The sequence below is a fragment of the Paracoccus gahaiensis genome (assembly GCF_005048225.1).
Taxonomy (GTDB): Bacteria; Pseudomonadota; Alphaproteobacteria; order Rhodobacterales; family Rhodobacteraceae; genus Paracoccus; species Paracoccus gahaiensis.
Genome location: NZ_SUNI01000013.1, coordinates 35,580 through 50,994, shown reverse-complemented (window position 1 = coordinate 50,994; position 15,415 = coordinate 35,580). Strand labels below are relative to the sequence as shown.

Here is a 15,415-nt window from a genome sequence, read left to right as displayed (position 1 = left end):
ATGAGCCTGATCCAGAACCCGATCCTTCCCGGTTTCAATCCCGACCCCTCGATCGTCCGGGTGGGCGACGACTATTACATCGCGACCTCGACCTTCGAATGGTATCCGGGCGTGCAGATCCACCATTCCCGCGACCTGCGGCACTGGCAGCTGATCAAACGGCCGCTGGACCGGGCGGCGCAGCTGGACCTGCGCGGCGATCCCGACAGCGGCGGGGTCTGGGCGCCCTGCCTGACCCATGCGGACGGGCTGTTCTGGCTGATCTATACCGACGTGAAGCGCCGCGACGGCGCGTGGAAGGACAGCCACAACTATCTGGTCACCGCCCCCGCCATCGAGGGGCCGTGGTCGGACCCGGTCTATCTGAACTCGTCGGGCTTCGATCCCTCGCTGTTTCACGATCAGGATGGCCGCAAGTGGCTGCTGAACATGATCTGGGATCACAACAAGACCGGCGGCGACCGCTTCGGCGGCATCGTCATGCAGGAATACTCGGTCGAGGATCACGCGCTGATCGGTCCGGTCCGCAACATCTATCGCGGCACCGACCTGAAGCTGACCGAGGGGCCGCATCTTTATCTGCGCGACGGCTGGTACTATCTGCTGACCGCCGAGGGCGGCACCGGCTATGACCACGCCGTCACCATGGCCCGGTCGCGGGACCTGTTCGGACCCTACGAGACCGACCCCGCCAAGCACATCCTGACCGCGCGCGGCACGGACGGGCTGTTGCAGCGCACCGGCCATGCCGACATCGTCGAGACGCAGGATGGTCAGCACTACATGGTGCATCTGTGCTCGCGCCCGCTGGACGAGACGCGCGCCCTGCCGGCGGGCGCCGGCGGCATCCATGCCGATGACGTCCGCCGCTCGCCTCTGGGCCGCGAGACCGCGATCCAGAAGCTGATCTGGGAGCCGGGCGAGTTCCCCCGTCTGTCCCATGGCGGGAATGCGCCCGCCGACAGCGTGCCCGCCCCGGGCCTGCCCGACCATCCCTTCGACCCCGTTCCCGAGCTGGTCACGTTCTCGCCCGAAGGGCTGCCCATCGACCTGCAATGGCTGCGGACCCCGTATCCCGAGCGCCTGTTCTCGCTGACCGAGCGTCCGGGCGCGCTGCGGCTCTACGGGCGGGAATCGCCGGGCTCGCAGTTCGACCATGCGCTGGTCGCGCGCCGCCAGCAGCATCTGGCCTTCACCGCCGAGGCCGAGCTGGACATGACCCCCGGCGATTACCAGCATTTCGCGGGGCTGATCGCTTGGTACGGTCGGTTCAAGTTCCACTATCTGGCCGTCACCGCGAATGACGATGGCGCGCGGGTGCTGACCGTCTACAGCTGCGCCGCCGACTGGCCGGATGCGCGCGTCAGCTATCCCGTCGACCAGATCCCACTGCCCGCCACCGGCACGATCCGGCTTGGCTGCGACGTGGACGGCGCGGTGCTGCGGTTCCGCTATGCAACGGATGGCGACTGGTCCGACCTCGGCATCGCGCTGGACCAGTCCGCGATCTCGGACGAGGCCGGGAACGGGCCGGGCAGCAACTTCACCGGCGCCTTCGTGGGGGTCTGCGCGCATGACACCTCGGGGCGCGGGCGGCCCGCCGATGTCCTGAACTTCCGCTATGCGGGGCGCGATCATGGCTGAGGTGACGCTGCACAACATCTCCAAGTCCTTCGGGGGCCTGACGGTCCTGCCCGACCTGAACCTGACGGTTCCGGATGGGTCCTTCACCGTGCTGGTCGGCCCCTCGGGCTGCGGCAAGTCCACGCTGCTGCGCATCATCTCGGGGCTGGAAATGCCTTCGGGCGGGTCGGTGCGGATCGGCGGGACGGACGTCACCTTCGAGGAACCGTCCAAGCGCGGCATCTCGATGGTGTTCCAGTCCTATGCGCTCTACCCACACATGACCGTCGCGCAGAACATCGATTTCGGGCTGCGGCTGGCAAAGGTGCCCGCCGCCGAACGCAAGGCCCGCGTGACCGAGGCCGCCCGCATCCTGGCGCTGGAGGATTACCTGGACCGCAAGCCCAGCCAGCTGTCGGGCGGGCAGCGCCAGCGCGTGGCCATTGGCCGGTCCATCGTGCGCCAGCCTCAGGTGTTCCTCTTCGACGAGCCGCTGTCCAACCTGGACGCCGCCCTGCGCACCCAGATGCGGGTCGAGCTGGCGCAGCTGCACCAGTCGCTGGACGCAACGATGATCTACGTGACCCACGACCAGGTCGAGGCGATGACGCTGGCCGACCAGATCGTCGTGATGAAGGCCGGCCGGATCGAGCAGGTGGGCGCGCCGATGGATGTCTATGACCGCCCGCAGACGGCCTTCGTGGCGGGCTTCATCGGCTCGCCGCGCATGAACCTGCTGCCCGGCACGGCGATCGGGCGGGCGGACGTGGCGCAGGTGGGCATCCGCCCCGAACATATCGGCGTCTCGTCCTCGGTCGGCACCTGGGCCGCCAGGGCGCAGGTGGTCGAGACCCTGGGCGCCGACACGGTGGTCTATGCCAAGGTCGATCAGGTGGGCGACGTCACCGTGCGCCTGCCCGGCAACCAGCGCCTGAAGGCGGGCGAGACGCTGTTCCTGACGCCCGAACCCCAGAACCTGCACCTGTTCGACGATGCGGGCCTGCGCATGGAGGACCCCTCATGACCCCCCTTGGACTTGGCATCATCGGCTGCGGCGTGATCAGCGACATCTATCTGAAGAACGCCGCCCTCTTTCCGCAGCTTGCCCTGCGCGCCGTGGCCGACCTGCGCCCCGAGGCGGCCGAGGCCAAGGCGCAGGCGCATGGCGTCGACGCCCTGACGCCCGAGGCGCTGCTGGCGCGGGGCGATATCGATCTGGTCCTGAACCTGACCGTTCCTGCCGCGCATCTGCAGGTCGGGCTGGCCGCGCTGCAGGCCGGAAAGCACGTCTATTCCGAAAAGCCGCTGGCCGTCAGCCTGGCCGATGGCCGGAGGCTGGCCGACATGGCGGCCGAACGGGGCCTGCGCTTGGGCTGCGCGCCCGACACCTTCCTTGGCGGATCGCATCAGACGGTCCGGGCGCTGGTCGATGCGGGCCGCATCGGCCGGCCCGTCGCGGGCACCGCCACGCTGATGCTGGCCGGGCACGAGCGCTGGCATCCGAACCCCGATTTCTACTATCAGGGACCGGGCGCGGGGCCGCTGTTCGACATGGGGCCCTATTACATCACCGCGATGGTGAACCTGCTGGGGCCGGTGGTCCGCGTCAGCGCGCTGGCCGCGCGCAGCCATGACCGCCGGACCATCGCCACCGGCCCCCGCGCCGGGCAGTCAGTCGGCGTCGATGCGCAGACCCATGTGGCGGGGGTGATGCAGTTCGACAGCGGCGCGCTGGTCCAGATCGTCAGCAGCTTCGACGTGCAGGCCCACGGACATGCGCCGCTGGAGCTGTACGGCACCGACGGCTCGATGCGGATCCCCGACCCCAACCGCTTCGACGGCACGGTCGCGCTGTGGGACGGGGGCTGGCAGCCGCAGCCTGTCACCCATTCCCATGGCGATGCCAATTATCGCGGGCTGGGGCTGGCCGACATGGCCGAGGCGATCCTGCAGGACCGAGCCCATCGCTCCAGCGGCGATCTGGCGCTGCATGTGCTGGATGTGATCGCCTCCCTGCTGGCCTCGGCCGAGACGGGGCAGGCCGTCGCCCTGACCACCCGCTGCGCGCGCCCCGAGGCGCGGGCGCCCCTTCCCATCCCGACCCCTGCACCGGAGACCGCATGACCCCGAAATCCGCACTCATCTTCTGGGGAGGATGGGAGGGCCACGAGCCCGAGGCCTGCTCCCTGATCGTCGAACGGATGCTGGCCGACGAGGGGTTCGCGGTCCGCCGCGAACCCGGCACCGAGGTGCTGGCCGAGGCCGATCTGGGCGCGTTCGACCTGATCGTGCCGCTGATCACGCAGGCGCAGGTCGCGCCTGGCGCCCTGCAGAACCTGATCGCCGCCGTCGAGGCCGGGACCGGGCTGGGGGGCTTTCACGGCGGCATGGGCGATGCCTTCCGCAACGAGCCGGCTTATCAGTTCATGACCGGCGGCCAATGGGTCGCCCATCCCGGCAACATCATCGACTATCGCGTCCAGGTCACCCGGCCCGACGACCCGGTGATGGCCGGGATCGGGGATTTCGACTATCGCTCGGAACAGTATTTCCTGCATGTCGACCCTAGCATCGAAGTGCTGGCCACCACCACCTTCGACGGCACCCACGCCCCCTGGACGCGCGGCACGGTGATGCCCGTGGTGTGGAAGCACCGCTATGGCGCGGCGCGCGTCTTCTACTCCGCCCTCGGCCATGTCGCGGCCGAGTTCGACCACCCCCAGATGCGGCAGATCCTGCGCCGCGGACTGGTCTGGGCCGCGCGCTGACGCCGCCCGACCCGACCCCTGACATCGAGGACCCCCATGACCGGCTATTTCCACGACATCGCCCCCATCCGTTTCGAGGGCCCCGACAGCTCCAACGAATTCGCCTATCGCCATTACGACCCCGACGAGGTCGTCCTGGGCAAGCGGATGGAGGATCACCTGCGCCTGGCCGTCGCCTATTGGCACAGCCTGGCCTATGAGGGCGCCGACCCCTTCGGCGGGCGCACCTTCGACCGCCCCTGGTACGGCGACACGATGGCGGATGCGCGCCGCAAGGCCGATGCCGCCTTCGACATGTTTGCCATCCTGGGCCAGCCCTATTTCTGCTTCCACGATGCCGATGTGCGCCCCGAAGGGGCCAGCTTCGCCGAAAGCCGCCGCAATCTGGACGAGATCTGCGATGTCTTCGCGGCCAAGATGGAACAGACCGGGACGAAGCTGCTCTGGGGCACCGCCAACATGTTCAGCCACCGCCGCTGGATGGCCGGGGCCGCGACCAATCCCGACCCCGAGGTCTTTGCCTATGCCGCCGCCTGCGTGAAGGCCTGCATGGATGTCACCCACCGCCTGAATGGCGAGAATTATGTGCTGTGGGGCGGCCGCGAGGGCTATGAGACGCTGCTGAACACCGATCTGACCCGCGAGGCGGACCAGGCCGGGCGGTTCCTGTCCAAGGTCGTCGAGTACAAGCACAAGATCGGCTTCAAGGGCACGATCCTGATCGAACCCAAGCCGCAGGAACCGGCCAAGCACCAGTATGATTTCGACGTGGCCACGGTCTATGGCTTTCTCAAGCGCTTCGGGCTGGAAAACGAGGTCAAGCTGAACATCGAGCAGGGCCATGCGATCCTGGCCGGCCATTCCTTCGAGCATGAACTGGCACTCGCGGCCTCGCTGGACATGCTGGGCTCGATCGACATGAACCGCAACGATTACCAGTCGGGCTGGGACACCGACCAGTTCCCCAACAACACCCCCGAGATCGCGCTGGCCTATTACGAGGTGCTGCGCGCGGGCGGCTTCACCACCGGCGGCACGAATTACGACAGCCGCGTCCGGCGGCAGTCGCTGGACCCCGAGGATCTGATCCTGTCGCATGTCGGCGCCATCGATGTCTGCGCGCGGGGCCTGAAGGCCGCCGCCGCGATGCTGGAGGATGGCGGCTTGGAGAAGGCGCGGCAGGACCGCTATGCGGGATGGGACAAGCCCGAGGGGCAGGCGCTTCTGGACCAGCCGCTGGACGAGATCGCCGCAGCGGTCGAGGCGCAAGGGATCGACCCGCAGCCCCGCTCAGGTCGGCAGGAGCGGCTGGAGAACTGGGTCAACCGCTTCGTCTGAGGGATCAGGCGCCGTCCGCCGCGATCTTGCGTGGCGGGCGGCGCAGGACGATCAGCCCCGATCCCACGATCAGCGCCGCGCCCAGGGCCATGCCGGGCGCGGGCACGTCGCCGAAGACGGTGAAGCCGAACAGCACGCCCCAAACCAGCAGCGAATATTGCAGCGGCGCCACGACCGAGGCATCGGCCCGCTTCAGCGCACGGGTGACCAGCATATGCGCCAGCGTCGCCACCACGCCCAGCAGGAACAGCAGCGCCAGATCGCCGCCCGAGCGGACCGGCGTCCAGTCGAAAGGCGCCAACACCAGCCCCGCGATCGCCGCCGCCCCCAGCTGGAACAGCACCAGATCGCGGTCGGGCGTCTCGCGCAGGGACCGGCCCAGGACCATGATCCCCGCGAAGGCCATCGTGCCCAGCAGCGCGAAGACCACCCCCGGCCCCGAGATCTGCAGCGACGGCGCCAGCAGGATCAGCACGCCCGCGAAACCCACGGCCACCGCGCCCCAGGTCCGCGCGCCGACCCGCTCGCCCAGCAGGAAGGGAGAGATCGCGACCACATAGATCGGCGCGGCCATCCAGAAAGCCATCACATCGGCCAGCGGCATGTAGAAGACGGCAAGGTAGAAACAGAAGACCTCGGCGGTGGCGCAGACCGCGCGCAGCGCCTGCAGGCGGGGGCGGGGGGCCGACCGGATCCGCGCCATGACCTGCCCGCCGCGCATCAGGAAGGGCGCCATCATCACCAGCGCGGCCAGCGAGCGCAGCAGGATGACCTGCGCCACGCCGTAATCGGCGACCAGCCATTTGCCGATGGCATCATTGGCCGCAAAGGCCGCCATGCCCATCAGCATCAGCAGCGCCCCGGCCTTGTTGCCGGACATGCCTGAAAACATTTTCCAAAAGATCCTTGGAGGGACCGGGGCGCCCGGAGTTTCACCGAGCGCCCGTGCGTCGTCTCGCTGTCAGCGGCCGGTCACTCGGCGGCGCGCAGCTCGGCCAGCGTGGCCTGCACCTCGTCGACCACGTCGGCGCCGATGGCGGCCTTGTGGGTCTCATAGACGACCTGCGACTTTTCCAGCATCTCTTCTTGGTTCTCGGGTGTGATGGTGTTGAACGCCAGCCCGGCCTCTTCCATCTTGGCCAGCGATTCCAGGTTCAGCGCCTGGATCGCCTCGCGCTCCACGTCGCGGCCGACGATGGCGCAGTCGCGCAGGGCCTGCTGTTCCTCGGGCGAATAGCTGTTCAGGATCGCCTTGGAGAACAGGAACAGGAAGGGCGTATAGGCGTGCTTGGTCTCGCTGATATATTCCTGCACCTCGTAGAAGCGTGAGGTGTCGATGGTGACGTAGGGGTTCTCCTGCGCGTCGATGGCCTTCGTCTCCAGCGCCGAGAACACCTCGCCGAAGGACATCGGCGTGGCATTGGCCCCGAAGTTCGAGAAGGTGTCCAGGAAGATGTTGTTCTGCATGACGCGAACCTTCATCCCCTCGAAATCCTCCCAGGTCTCGATGGGCCGCTGCGAGTTCGACATGTTGCGAAAGCCGTTCTCCCAATAGGCCAGGTTGACCAGCCCGACCGCGTCCAGCTGTTCGTTCAGGCTGTCGCCGAAGGGACCGTCCATGACCGCATAGGCCTCTTCCGGCGTGCGGAACAGGAAGGGCAGGTCGAAGACGCCAAGCGCCGGCACCATCCCCACCAGCGGCGAGGAGGAGGTGACGACCGCCTCCTGCAGCCCCGAGCGCACCGCCTGCGTGGCCTGCAGGTCGCCGCCAAGCGCGCCGCCCCAGAAGCCCTGCATCTGCATCATGCCGCCGGTCTGCTCGTCCAGGCATTCCTGCATCGCCGCCATGCCGGTGGCGACGGGGTGATCCTCGTTGATGCCGTTCGAGACGCGGAACGTGCGCTCGGTGAACTCGGCCAGTGCGGGGCTGGCGGTGGCGAGGGCGGTGGTCAGGCACAAGGCGCCCTTCAGTATGGAACGTGTCATGGTTTCCTCCCTGGAAATGTGACTTAGTAGAACCAGCGGGCCGGGACGATCACGATGCTGGGGAATGCCACCAGCAGCAGGATCACCAGGATCTGTGCGATCAGGAACGGCCAGACGCCCCGGATCACCTTGCCAAGCGGCACCCGGCCCACGCCGCTGACCACGTTCAGCACCACGCCCACCGGCGGCGTCAGCAGCCCGATGCAGCAGTTCATGATGAACATGACCCCGAAATAGACCGGGTCGATCCCCGCCTTGATGACGATGGGCATCAGCACCGGCGTCAGGATCAGGATCGTGGGCGTCAGGTCCAGCGCCGTGCCGACCACCAGGATCAGCAACATGATGACCAGCATCAAAAGCTTGGGATTCTCGATCAAGGGCGCGATATAGCCCGCGATCTCGTTGGGGATGTTGGCCGCCGTGATCAGCCAGGCCGAGACCAGCGCGGCGCAGACCAGGAACATGATCGCCGCCGTGGTCCGCCCGGCCGAGATCATCACCCGCGGCAGGTCCGAGATCTTCAGTTCGCGATAGACGACCATGCCCACGAACAGCGCATAGAAGGCGGCGATGACGGCGGCCTCGGTGGGGGTGACGACGCCCATCTTGATGCCGCCCAAGATGATGACCGGCATGCCAAGCGCCCAGATCGCGCGGCCAGAGGCGCGGCCCCGCTCGGCCCATCCGGTGCGGGGCAGCGTCTCGACATCGTCGTTCCGGGCCACGATCAGCCAGGTGACGACCAGCGCGACGCCCATCAGCAGACCCGGCACGATGCCCGCCATGAACAGCTGGCTGATCGACACGTTGGCGGCGACGCCGAAGATGATGAAGGCCATCGAGGGCGGGATCACCGGCGCGATCACGCCCCCCGCCGCGATCAGCCCGGCCGAACGGGGCACGTTGTAGCCCGCCTTGGCCATCATCGGGATCAGGATCGCCGCCAGCGCCGCCGTGTCGGCGGCCGCCGAGCCCGAGATCGAGGCCATGATGACGGCGGCGATGATCGCCACCAGCCCCAGCCCGCCCCGGATATGGCCCACGCAGGTGATCGCGAATTCGATGATGCGCTTGGACAGCCCGCCCGCGTTCATCAGCTCGCCGGCCAGGATGAAGAAGGGGATCGCCAGCAGCGTGAAGGTATCCGCCCCGATCAGCATGTTCTGGGCGATGATCTGGGTGTTGAACATGCCCATGAAGGACATCAGGATCACGCCGCAGAAGATCAGCGCGAAGGCCACCGGCACGCCAAGCGACATGGCCCCGATCAGCGAAACGATGAAGACCAGCAGGGTCATTCCGCGCGCTCCCCTGCCTTGACCCGCCCGGTGCCCTCAGAGGGGGGGCTGTCATAGAGGTCGTCCATCTCGCCGCCAAAGCCCTTGATCTCGGCCTCGGTGATGCGGCCCGTGACCAGGCGGAAAAGGCGCTCCAGCGTGATCAGGACGATGCCCGCGCCGGTGAACAGCCCGATCCCATAGACCCAGGCCATCGACAGGCCCGAGACGGGCGCGCTCATCGAGGCGTTGATCGGCAGCTGCTTCCAGGTGCCATGCGTCAGCACCCCCGCGCAGCCCAGGATGACCAGGTCCGAGATGCCCATCAGCACGCGGCGCCCGCGCGGGCCGAACTGCGCCACCACCGTTTCCATCCCCATGTGCTGGCGGTGGTGATAGACGACGACCGCGCCGATGAAGGTCAACCAGACGAAGGCAAAGCGCGACAGCTCGTCCGACAAAGGCAGGCCCGAATTCATCGTATAGCGCAGGACCACGTTGACGAAGACCATCAGCGCCATCGCCCCCAGCAGCAGCGCCAGGAGGATGTCGAGAAAGCCGAAGAACAGGCGCGAGAACCGCGACATCTCAGATCCTCTCGCCAAGGCCGCGCGCGACCAGATTGCGCATCAGGGCCACGGTGCCAAAGGTCCATTCCGGGCAGCGGTCGGTGCGCTCGACCCAGTTCACCAGCCGGCCAAGCTGCGGCGAGGCGATCTCGACCCGGTCGCCGGTCTCGTGGGTGAAGCCCTGTCCCGCGCCGCGCCGGTCCTTGACGGGCGCGAACATGGTCCCCAGGAACAGAACCGCCCCGTCGGGATACTGGTGCGAGCGGTTCAGAAGCTGCCCGGCCAGATCGGCAGGGCTGCGGCTGATCGCGGCCATCGGGCTGTCGCCGGTCATCTCGAAGCCGTCCGCTCCCTCGACCCGCAGCGACACCGTTGCGCGGTCCAGATGGCTTTGGGTGAAATGGTCGTCGAACAGCCGGATGAACGGCCCGAGCGCACAGGAGGCGTTGTTGTCCTTGGCCTTGCCCAGAAGCAGGGCGGACCGCCCCTCGACATCGCGCAGGTTCACGTCATTGCCAAGCGTCGCGCCCAGGATGGTGCCGTCCGAGCGGATGACCAGCACGACCTCGGGCTCGGGGTTGTTCCATTCGGACATGGGGTGGATGCCGACCAGATCGCCGCCGCCCATCGACGACATGGGCTGCGCCTTGGTGAAGATCTCGGCATCCGGGCCGATGCCCACCTCCAGATATTGCGACCACAGGTCCATCTGCTGCAGCAGCGCCTTGACCTCGGCAGACTTGTCGGACCCGGCCTGCACGCCGCGCAGGCTGTCGCCGATCACCGGGGCCAGCCGGGCGCGCACCTCGGCGGCGCGTCCGCTGTCGCCGCGCGCCTGCTCCTCGATCACCCGTTCCAGCATGCTGTCGGCAAAGGTGACGCCGGCGGCCTTGATGGCCTGCAGATCGACGGGGGCCAACAGGCGCCCGGCGCTGCCGTCCAGAAACCCGTCAAGCGGCCCCAGATCGGGCAGATCGCCCGCCAGCGCGTCCTTCAGATCGTCCCGTTCCAGCAGGCCCGACATGGTGGCCGAGATGCCGCTCAGGTCATGGACCCGGCCGCGCCGCAGCAGGACGGGGCAGGGCCCGCCCTGCCGCCCGGACCAGACGCGGCCCAGAAGGGTCGCGCGGTCGGCGTCGTCGGGCAGGACCGCATCGGCGGTCAAGGCGTGCTGCAACGTCAAGTCATCCCCCCTGATATCCCGGCATCCTCCAATGCCGCGCCGCCCGACTTTGTCAGACAACAAGATGACTTGACCCTAAGGGGCGCCGAGGCGGGCTGTCCACCTGTTTGTTGCGAAGGGCCGAACAAACCGGTTCAGGAATAGAATTCCAGCCGCAGCGCGATGCGCGCGGCCGAGCCCGCCATATGCGCGCGCATGGCGCCGCGCGCCCGGGTCGGATCGCGGGCGGCGATGGCCTCGCGCAGGGCGACATGCTCGTCATTCACGATGGCCACGATCTCGTCCAGCCGGATGCGCGCGCGCGAGGCGACGATGGTCTGCAGGATGCGGTCCGACACGGCGCCCAGAAACTGCACGAAGTAATCGTTGCCGGTCGCCGCGGCGATGGTGCGGTGAAAGTCCAGATCGGCGAGGATGCCATCCTCGGGGTCCTCGCCGGTGGCGGTCATGCGCAGCAGCGCGGCGTCCATCTGGACCAGATGCTCGGGGCGGTGATAGGTGGCGGCCAGCCCCGCCGCCTCGATCTCCAGCGGGACGCGCAGCTGGAACAGGTCGCGGAAATCATGGCCCTCCATCTGGCCGCCGTCGTCCAGCCGGATATGCCGCGTGGGCCGGTCGATGACGAAGGCGCCGACGCCCTGACGGGTCTCGATCATGCCCTCGTTGCGCAGCTGCGCGATGGCCTCGCGGATGACCGTGCGGCTGACGCCGAAATTCGTGGCCATGGCGTTCTCGGTCGGCAGCCGGTCGCCGGGCTTCAGCTCGCCCTGCTGGATCTGGCGGGCGAACTGGCCGGCGATCCGCGCCGGCAGGTGCTGGGTCCGGCTGATCCGGGTGGGGAAGGGGCTCATCTGCCGGCCCCCGGAAAGCCCGGCGAGAAAGCCCCCCTGTCATGCGCGATCATCTCCGCCTCGGCCACCCCGAACCCTCCCGGATGTTCATGTTGCAGGTCGTCAGACAATCATACTAATCTGACCGCACAGAAATGCCACCCGGATCTGAGGAGGAGACCCGACATGCATATCCTGACCATCGGTGCCGGAGGCATGCTGGGCCGGAAGCTGACCGAACGTCTGGTGCGCGACGGGCTGGCGGGGCAGCCGGTCCACAGCCTGACGCTGGTCGACATCGTGGCCCCGGACGCGCCCGTGGGGTTCGCCAACAAGACCGACTGCGTGGCCGCCGACCTGTCCGCGCCGGGCACCGCCGCGCGGCTGATCGCGCTGCGCCCCGACGTGATCTTTCATTTTGCGGCCATCGTCTCGGGCGAGGCCGAGGCCGATTTCGAAAAGGGCTATCGCATCAACCTGGACGGCACCCGCGACCTGTTCGAGGCGATCCGCATGGCCCATGTGCTGGACGGATATTGCCCGCGCGTGGTCTTCGCCTCCAGCATCGCGGTGGTGGGGGCGCCCTTGCCCTATCCGATCCCCGACGAGTTCCACAGCACGCCCCTGACCAGCTATGGCACGCAGAAGGCGATCAGCGAATTGCTGCTGGCCGATTACAGCCGCCACGGCTTCTTCGACGGCATCGGCATCCGGCTGCCCACGATCTGCATCCGCCCCGGCCTGCCCAACAAGGCGGCCTCGGGCTTCTTCTCCAACATCCTGCGCGAACCGCTGGTGGGCAAGCCCGCCGTGCTGCCGGTCCCCGACACGATCCGGCACTGGCACACCTCGCCCCGGTCCGCCGTGGGCTTCATGATCCATGCGGCGACCATGGACCTGTCGGTTCTGGGGGCGCGGCGCAGCCTGTCCATGCCGGGCCTGTCCGCCACCGTGGGCGATCAGATCGAGGCGTTGCGCCGCGTGGCGGGCGATGAGGCCGTGGCCCTGATCCGGCGCGAGCCCGACGCGGCCATCACCGCCATGTGCGAGGGCTGGGCGCCCGGCTTCACCGCCACCCGCGCCCGCGAGCTGGGCTTCACCGCCGAGGACAGCTTCGACGACATCATCCGCGCCCATATCGAGGATGAGCTGGAGGGCGCGCTATGACCCAGATCGCCTTTCTGGGCACCGGCCTGATGGGCGCGCCGATGGTGCGGCGCCTGCTGGCCGCAAACCATGCCGTGACCGTCTGGAACCGCGCAGCCGAGAAGGCACAGGCGCTGGCGGCGGACGGGGCCACGGTCGCCACCGACCCCGCAGCGGCGGTGGCGGGGGCCGAGGTCGTCTTCACCATGCTGTCGGACGGGCCTGCGGTGGCGGCGGTGCTGTTCGATCTGGGCACGACGGCGGCGATGGCGCCGGGGGCCGTCGTCATCGACACCTCGTCCATCGCGCCGCATCTGGCGCGCGATCACGCGCAGCGGCTGGCGGCGATGGGGATCGACCATGTCGACTGCCCCGTCTCGGGCGGGGTGGCGGGGGCCCAGGCCGGATCGCTGGCGCTGATGGCCGGGGGCGCGGCGGCGGTCATCGACCGCATCGCGCCGCTGATGGCGCCCCTTGGGCGGCTGACCCATGTCGGGCCCTCGGGCGCGGGGCAGGTCTGCAAGCTGGCCAACCAGCAGATCGTCGCCGTCACCATCGGGGCCGTGGCCGAGGCCATGATGCTGGTCGAGGCCGGCGGCGCCGACCGCGGGAAATTCCGCGAGGCGATCCGGGGCGGGTTCGCCGAAAGCCGCATCCTGGAGTTGCATGGCGGGCGCATGGTCAACCGCGATTTCGCGCCCGGCGGGCTGTCGCGTCTGCAGCTGAAGGATCTGGACACGGTCGCCGAACTGGCCACGGCCACCGGGCTGACGCTGCCCCTGACCGAGGGCGTGCGCGCCCTGTTCACCGATTTCGTCGCCGCGGGCCATGGCGAGGCCGATCACAGCGGGCTGCTGCTGCAGCTGGAGGCCATGAACCCCACAGCCCCCCGAAAGGACCAGCCATGACCGACACGCCCCGCCGCCTGCGCTCGCAGGACTGGTTCGACAATCCCGACCATGCCGACATGACCGCGCTCTATCTTGAACGCTTCATGAATTACGGCACCACGCCCGAGGAATTGCGCTCGGGCAAGCCGATCATCGGCATCGCGCAATCGGGCAGCGACCTGAACCCCTGCAACAGGCACCATCTGGACCTTGCCAAGCGGGTGCGCGACGGCATCCGCGACGCGGGCGGCATTCCCATCGAGTTTCCCAGCCATCCCCTGTTCGAGAACTGCAAGCGCCCCACGGCGGCGCTGGACCGCAACCTGGCCTATCTGGGGCTGGTCGAGCTGCTTTATGGCTATCCCTTCGACGGGGTGGTGCTGACGACGGGCTGCGACAAGACCACGCCCTCGGCCATCATGGCGGCGGCGACGGTCGATCTGCCCGCCATCGTGCTGTCGGGCGGCCCGATGCTGGACGGGTGGCACGAGGGCAAGCTGGTCGGATCCGGCACCGTCATCTGGCAGTCGCGCCGCAGGCTGGCGGCCGGAGAGATCACCCGCGACGAGTTCCTGCAGACCGCCTTGGACAGCGCGCCCTCGATCGGCCATTGCAACACGATGGGCACGGCCTCGACCATGAACGCCATCGCCGAGGCCCTGGGCATGTCGCTGACCGGCTGCGCGGCGATCCCGGCCGCCTATCGCGAGCGCGGCCAGATCGCCTATCGCACCGGGCTGCGCGCAGTCGAGCTGGTGCGCCAGGACATCCGCCCGTCCCAGATCCTGACGCGGGCGGCCTTCCTGAACGCGATCCGGCTGAACTCGGCCATCGGCGGGTCCACCAACGCGCAGCCGCATCTGATGGCGATGGCGCTGCATGCGGGGGCGGACCTGCATCCCGAGGACTGGCAACGCCACGGATACGACGTGCCGCTCTTGGCCAATGTGCAGCCCTCGGGCGCCTATCTGGGCGAGCGCTTCCACCGCGCGGGCGGCGTGCCCGCCGTGATGTGGGAATTGCTGCAGGCCGGGATGCTGGACGGCGATTGCCCGACCGTGACCGGCAAGACCATGGCCGAGAACCTCTCGGGCCGCGAAAGCACCGACCGCGAGGTCATCAGGCCCTTCGGCGCCCCGATGATGGACCGCGCGGGCTTTCTGGTGCTGCGCGGCAACCTGTTCGATTTCGCGATCATGAAGACCAGCGCGATCTCCGAGGATTTCCGCACCCGCTACCTGTCCGAACCGGGGCGCGAGAACATCTTCGAGGGCACCGCCTTCGTCTTCGACGGATCCGCCGATTACCACGCGCGGATCAACGATCCCGCGCTGGAGATCGACGCGGACTCGATCCTGGTGATCCGGGGCGCCGGGCCGCTCGGCTGGCCGGGGGCGGCCGAGGTGGTGAACATGCAGCCGCCCGACCGGCTGATCCGCGCGGGCATCCGCAGCCTGCCCACCATCGGCGACGGGCGGCAATCGGGCACCGCCGACAGCCCGTCCATCCTGAACGCCTCGCCGGAAAGCGCGGCGGGCGGGGGGCTGGCCTGGCTGAGGACGGGCGACCGCATCCGCATCGACCTGAACCAGGGCCGCTGCGACATGCTGGTGGACGAGGCGCAGATCGCCGCGCGGAAAGCCGAGGGCATCCCCGCCGTGCCCGCCTCGGCCACGCCTTGGCAGAAGATCTATCGCGAGACGGTCACGCAGCTGGATCGCGGCGCGACCATCGAGGGGGCGGACGCGTTCTCGCGCATCTCGGAGAGCCTGCCGCGCCACAACCACTGAAGGGCGGGGCAG

At 68.4% G+C, this 15,415-nt stretch carries 14 protein-coding genes; 8 read left to right on the top strand and 6 right to left on the bottom strand.

Features of this window, described 5'->3' with window-relative positions; genetic code table 11:
- Genes FA743_RS13280 through xylA form a run of 5 tightly spaced genes read left to right on the top strand, consistent with a single transcriptional unit; the run spans nucleotide 1 to nucleotide 5,729 of the window.
- Nucleotides 1–1,644, top strand: a complete 1,644-nt coding sequence (locus FA743_RS13280) for a glycoside hydrolase family 43 protein (protein WP_136886588.1) — start codon at nucleotides 1–3, stop codon at nucleotides 1,642–1,644.
- Nucleotides 1,637–2,647 carry an ABC transporter ATP-binding protein gene (locus FA743_RS13275; RefSeq protein WP_136886587.1) on the top strand — a complete coding sequence of 337 codons (1,011 nt, stop codon included), beginning with the start codon at nucleotides 1,637–1,639 and terminating at the stop codon, nucleotides 2,645–2,647. Before FA743_RS13280 ends, FA743_RS13275 begins: the two co-directional genes overlap by 8 nt.
- The gene (locus tag FA743_RS13270) at nucleotides 2,644–3,747 is read left to right on the top strand and encodes a Gfo/Idh/MocA family protein (protein ID WP_136886586.1); all 1,104 of its coding nucleotides are present in this window, start codon (nucleotides 2,644–2,646) and stop codon (nucleotides 3,745–3,747) included. The genes FA743_RS13275 and FA743_RS13270 overlap by 4 nt, the downstream gene beginning before the upstream one ends.
- On the top strand, nucleotides 3,744–4,391 hold the full coding sequence (locus tag FA743_RS13265) for a ThuA domain-containing protein (RefSeq protein ID WP_136886585.1): 648 nt from the start codon (nucleotides 3,744–3,746) through the stop codon (nucleotides 4,389–4,391). Before FA743_RS13270 ends, FA743_RS13265 begins: the two co-directional genes overlap by 4 nt.
- A 36-nt stretch (nucleotides 4,392–4,427) precedes the next feature.
- On the top strand, nucleotides 4,428–5,729 hold the full coding sequence (gene xylA / locus FA743_RS13260) for a xylose isomerase (protein WP_136886584.1): 1,302 nt from the start codon (nucleotides 4,428–4,430) through the stop codon (nucleotides 5,727–5,729).
- Between the two features lie 4 nt (nucleotides 5,730–5,733).
- Here xylA and FA743_RS13255 read toward each other — a convergent pair whose 3' ends face one another.
- The 6 genes from FA743_RS13255 to FA743_RS13230 form a co-directional block, all read right to left on the bottom strand.
- Complete coding sequence (locus FA743_RS13255) at nucleotides 5,734–6,609, bottom strand: DMT family transporter (RefSeq protein ID WP_211242274.1); 876 nt, start codon at nucleotides 6,607–6,609, stop codon at nucleotides 5,734–5,736.
- A gap of 92 nt (nucleotides 6,610–6,701) precedes the next feature.
- On the bottom strand, nucleotides 6,702–7,715 hold the full coding sequence (locus tag FA743_RS13250; protein WP_136886583.1) for a DctP family TRAP transporter solute-binding subunit: 1,014 nt from the start codon (nucleotides 7,713–7,715) through the stop codon (nucleotides 6,702–6,704).
- A gap of 23 nt (nucleotides 7,716–7,738) precedes the next feature.
- Nucleotides 7,739–9,016, bottom strand: coding sequence for a TRAP transporter large permease (locus FA743_RS13245; protein WP_136886582.1), 1,278 nt, complete (start codon nucleotides 9,014–9,016; stop codon nucleotides 7,739–7,741).
- On the bottom strand, nucleotides 9,013–9,582 hold the full coding sequence (locus tag FA743_RS13240; protein ID WP_136886581.1) for a TRAP transporter small permease: 570 nt from the start codon (nucleotides 9,580–9,582) through the stop codon (nucleotides 9,013–9,015). The genes FA743_RS13245 and FA743_RS13240 overlap by 4 nt, the downstream gene beginning before the upstream one ends.
- 1 nt (nucleotide 9,583) lies before the next feature.
- Complete coding sequence (locus FA743_RS13235; RefSeq protein ID WP_246054958.1) at nucleotides 9,584–10,741, bottom strand: fumarylacetoacetate hydrolase family protein; 1,158 nt, start codon at nucleotides 10,739–10,741, stop codon at nucleotides 9,584–9,586.
- Nucleotides 10,742–10,881: 140 nt separating this feature from the next.
- Complete coding sequence (locus FA743_RS13230) at nucleotides 10,882–11,598, bottom strand: FadR/GntR family transcriptional regulator (RefSeq protein ID WP_136886579.1); 717 nt, start codon at nucleotides 11,596–11,598, stop codon at nucleotides 10,882–10,884.
- A 165-nt stretch (nucleotides 11,599–11,763) separates the two neighbouring features.
- Between FA743_RS13230 and denD the strand changes: the two genes are divergently transcribed.
- The 3 genes from denD to FA743_RS13215 are packed head-to-tail and all read left to right on the top strand — an operon-like array spanning nucleotide 11,764 to nucleotide 15,403.
- Entirely contained in the window at nucleotides 11,764–12,744 is a 981-nt protein-coding gene (gene denD, locus FA743_RS13225; RefSeq protein WP_136886578.1) for a D-erythronate dehydrogenase, read from the top strand.
- A complete protein-coding gene (locus FA743_RS13220) occupies nucleotides 12,741–13,631 on the top strand; it encodes an NAD(P)-dependent oxidoreductase (protein WP_136886577.1) in 891 nt (296 codons plus the stop codon). The genes denD and FA743_RS13220 overlap by 4 nt, the downstream gene beginning before the upstream one ends.
- Nucleotides 13,628–15,403, top strand: coding sequence for an IlvD/Edd family dehydratase (locus FA743_RS13215; protein WP_136886576.1), 1,776 nt, complete (start codon nucleotides 13,628–13,630; stop codon nucleotides 15,401–15,403). The genes FA743_RS13220 and FA743_RS13215 overlap by 4 nt, the downstream gene beginning before the upstream one ends.
- The last annotated feature ends 12 nt before the right edge of the window (nucleotides 15,404–15,415 follow it).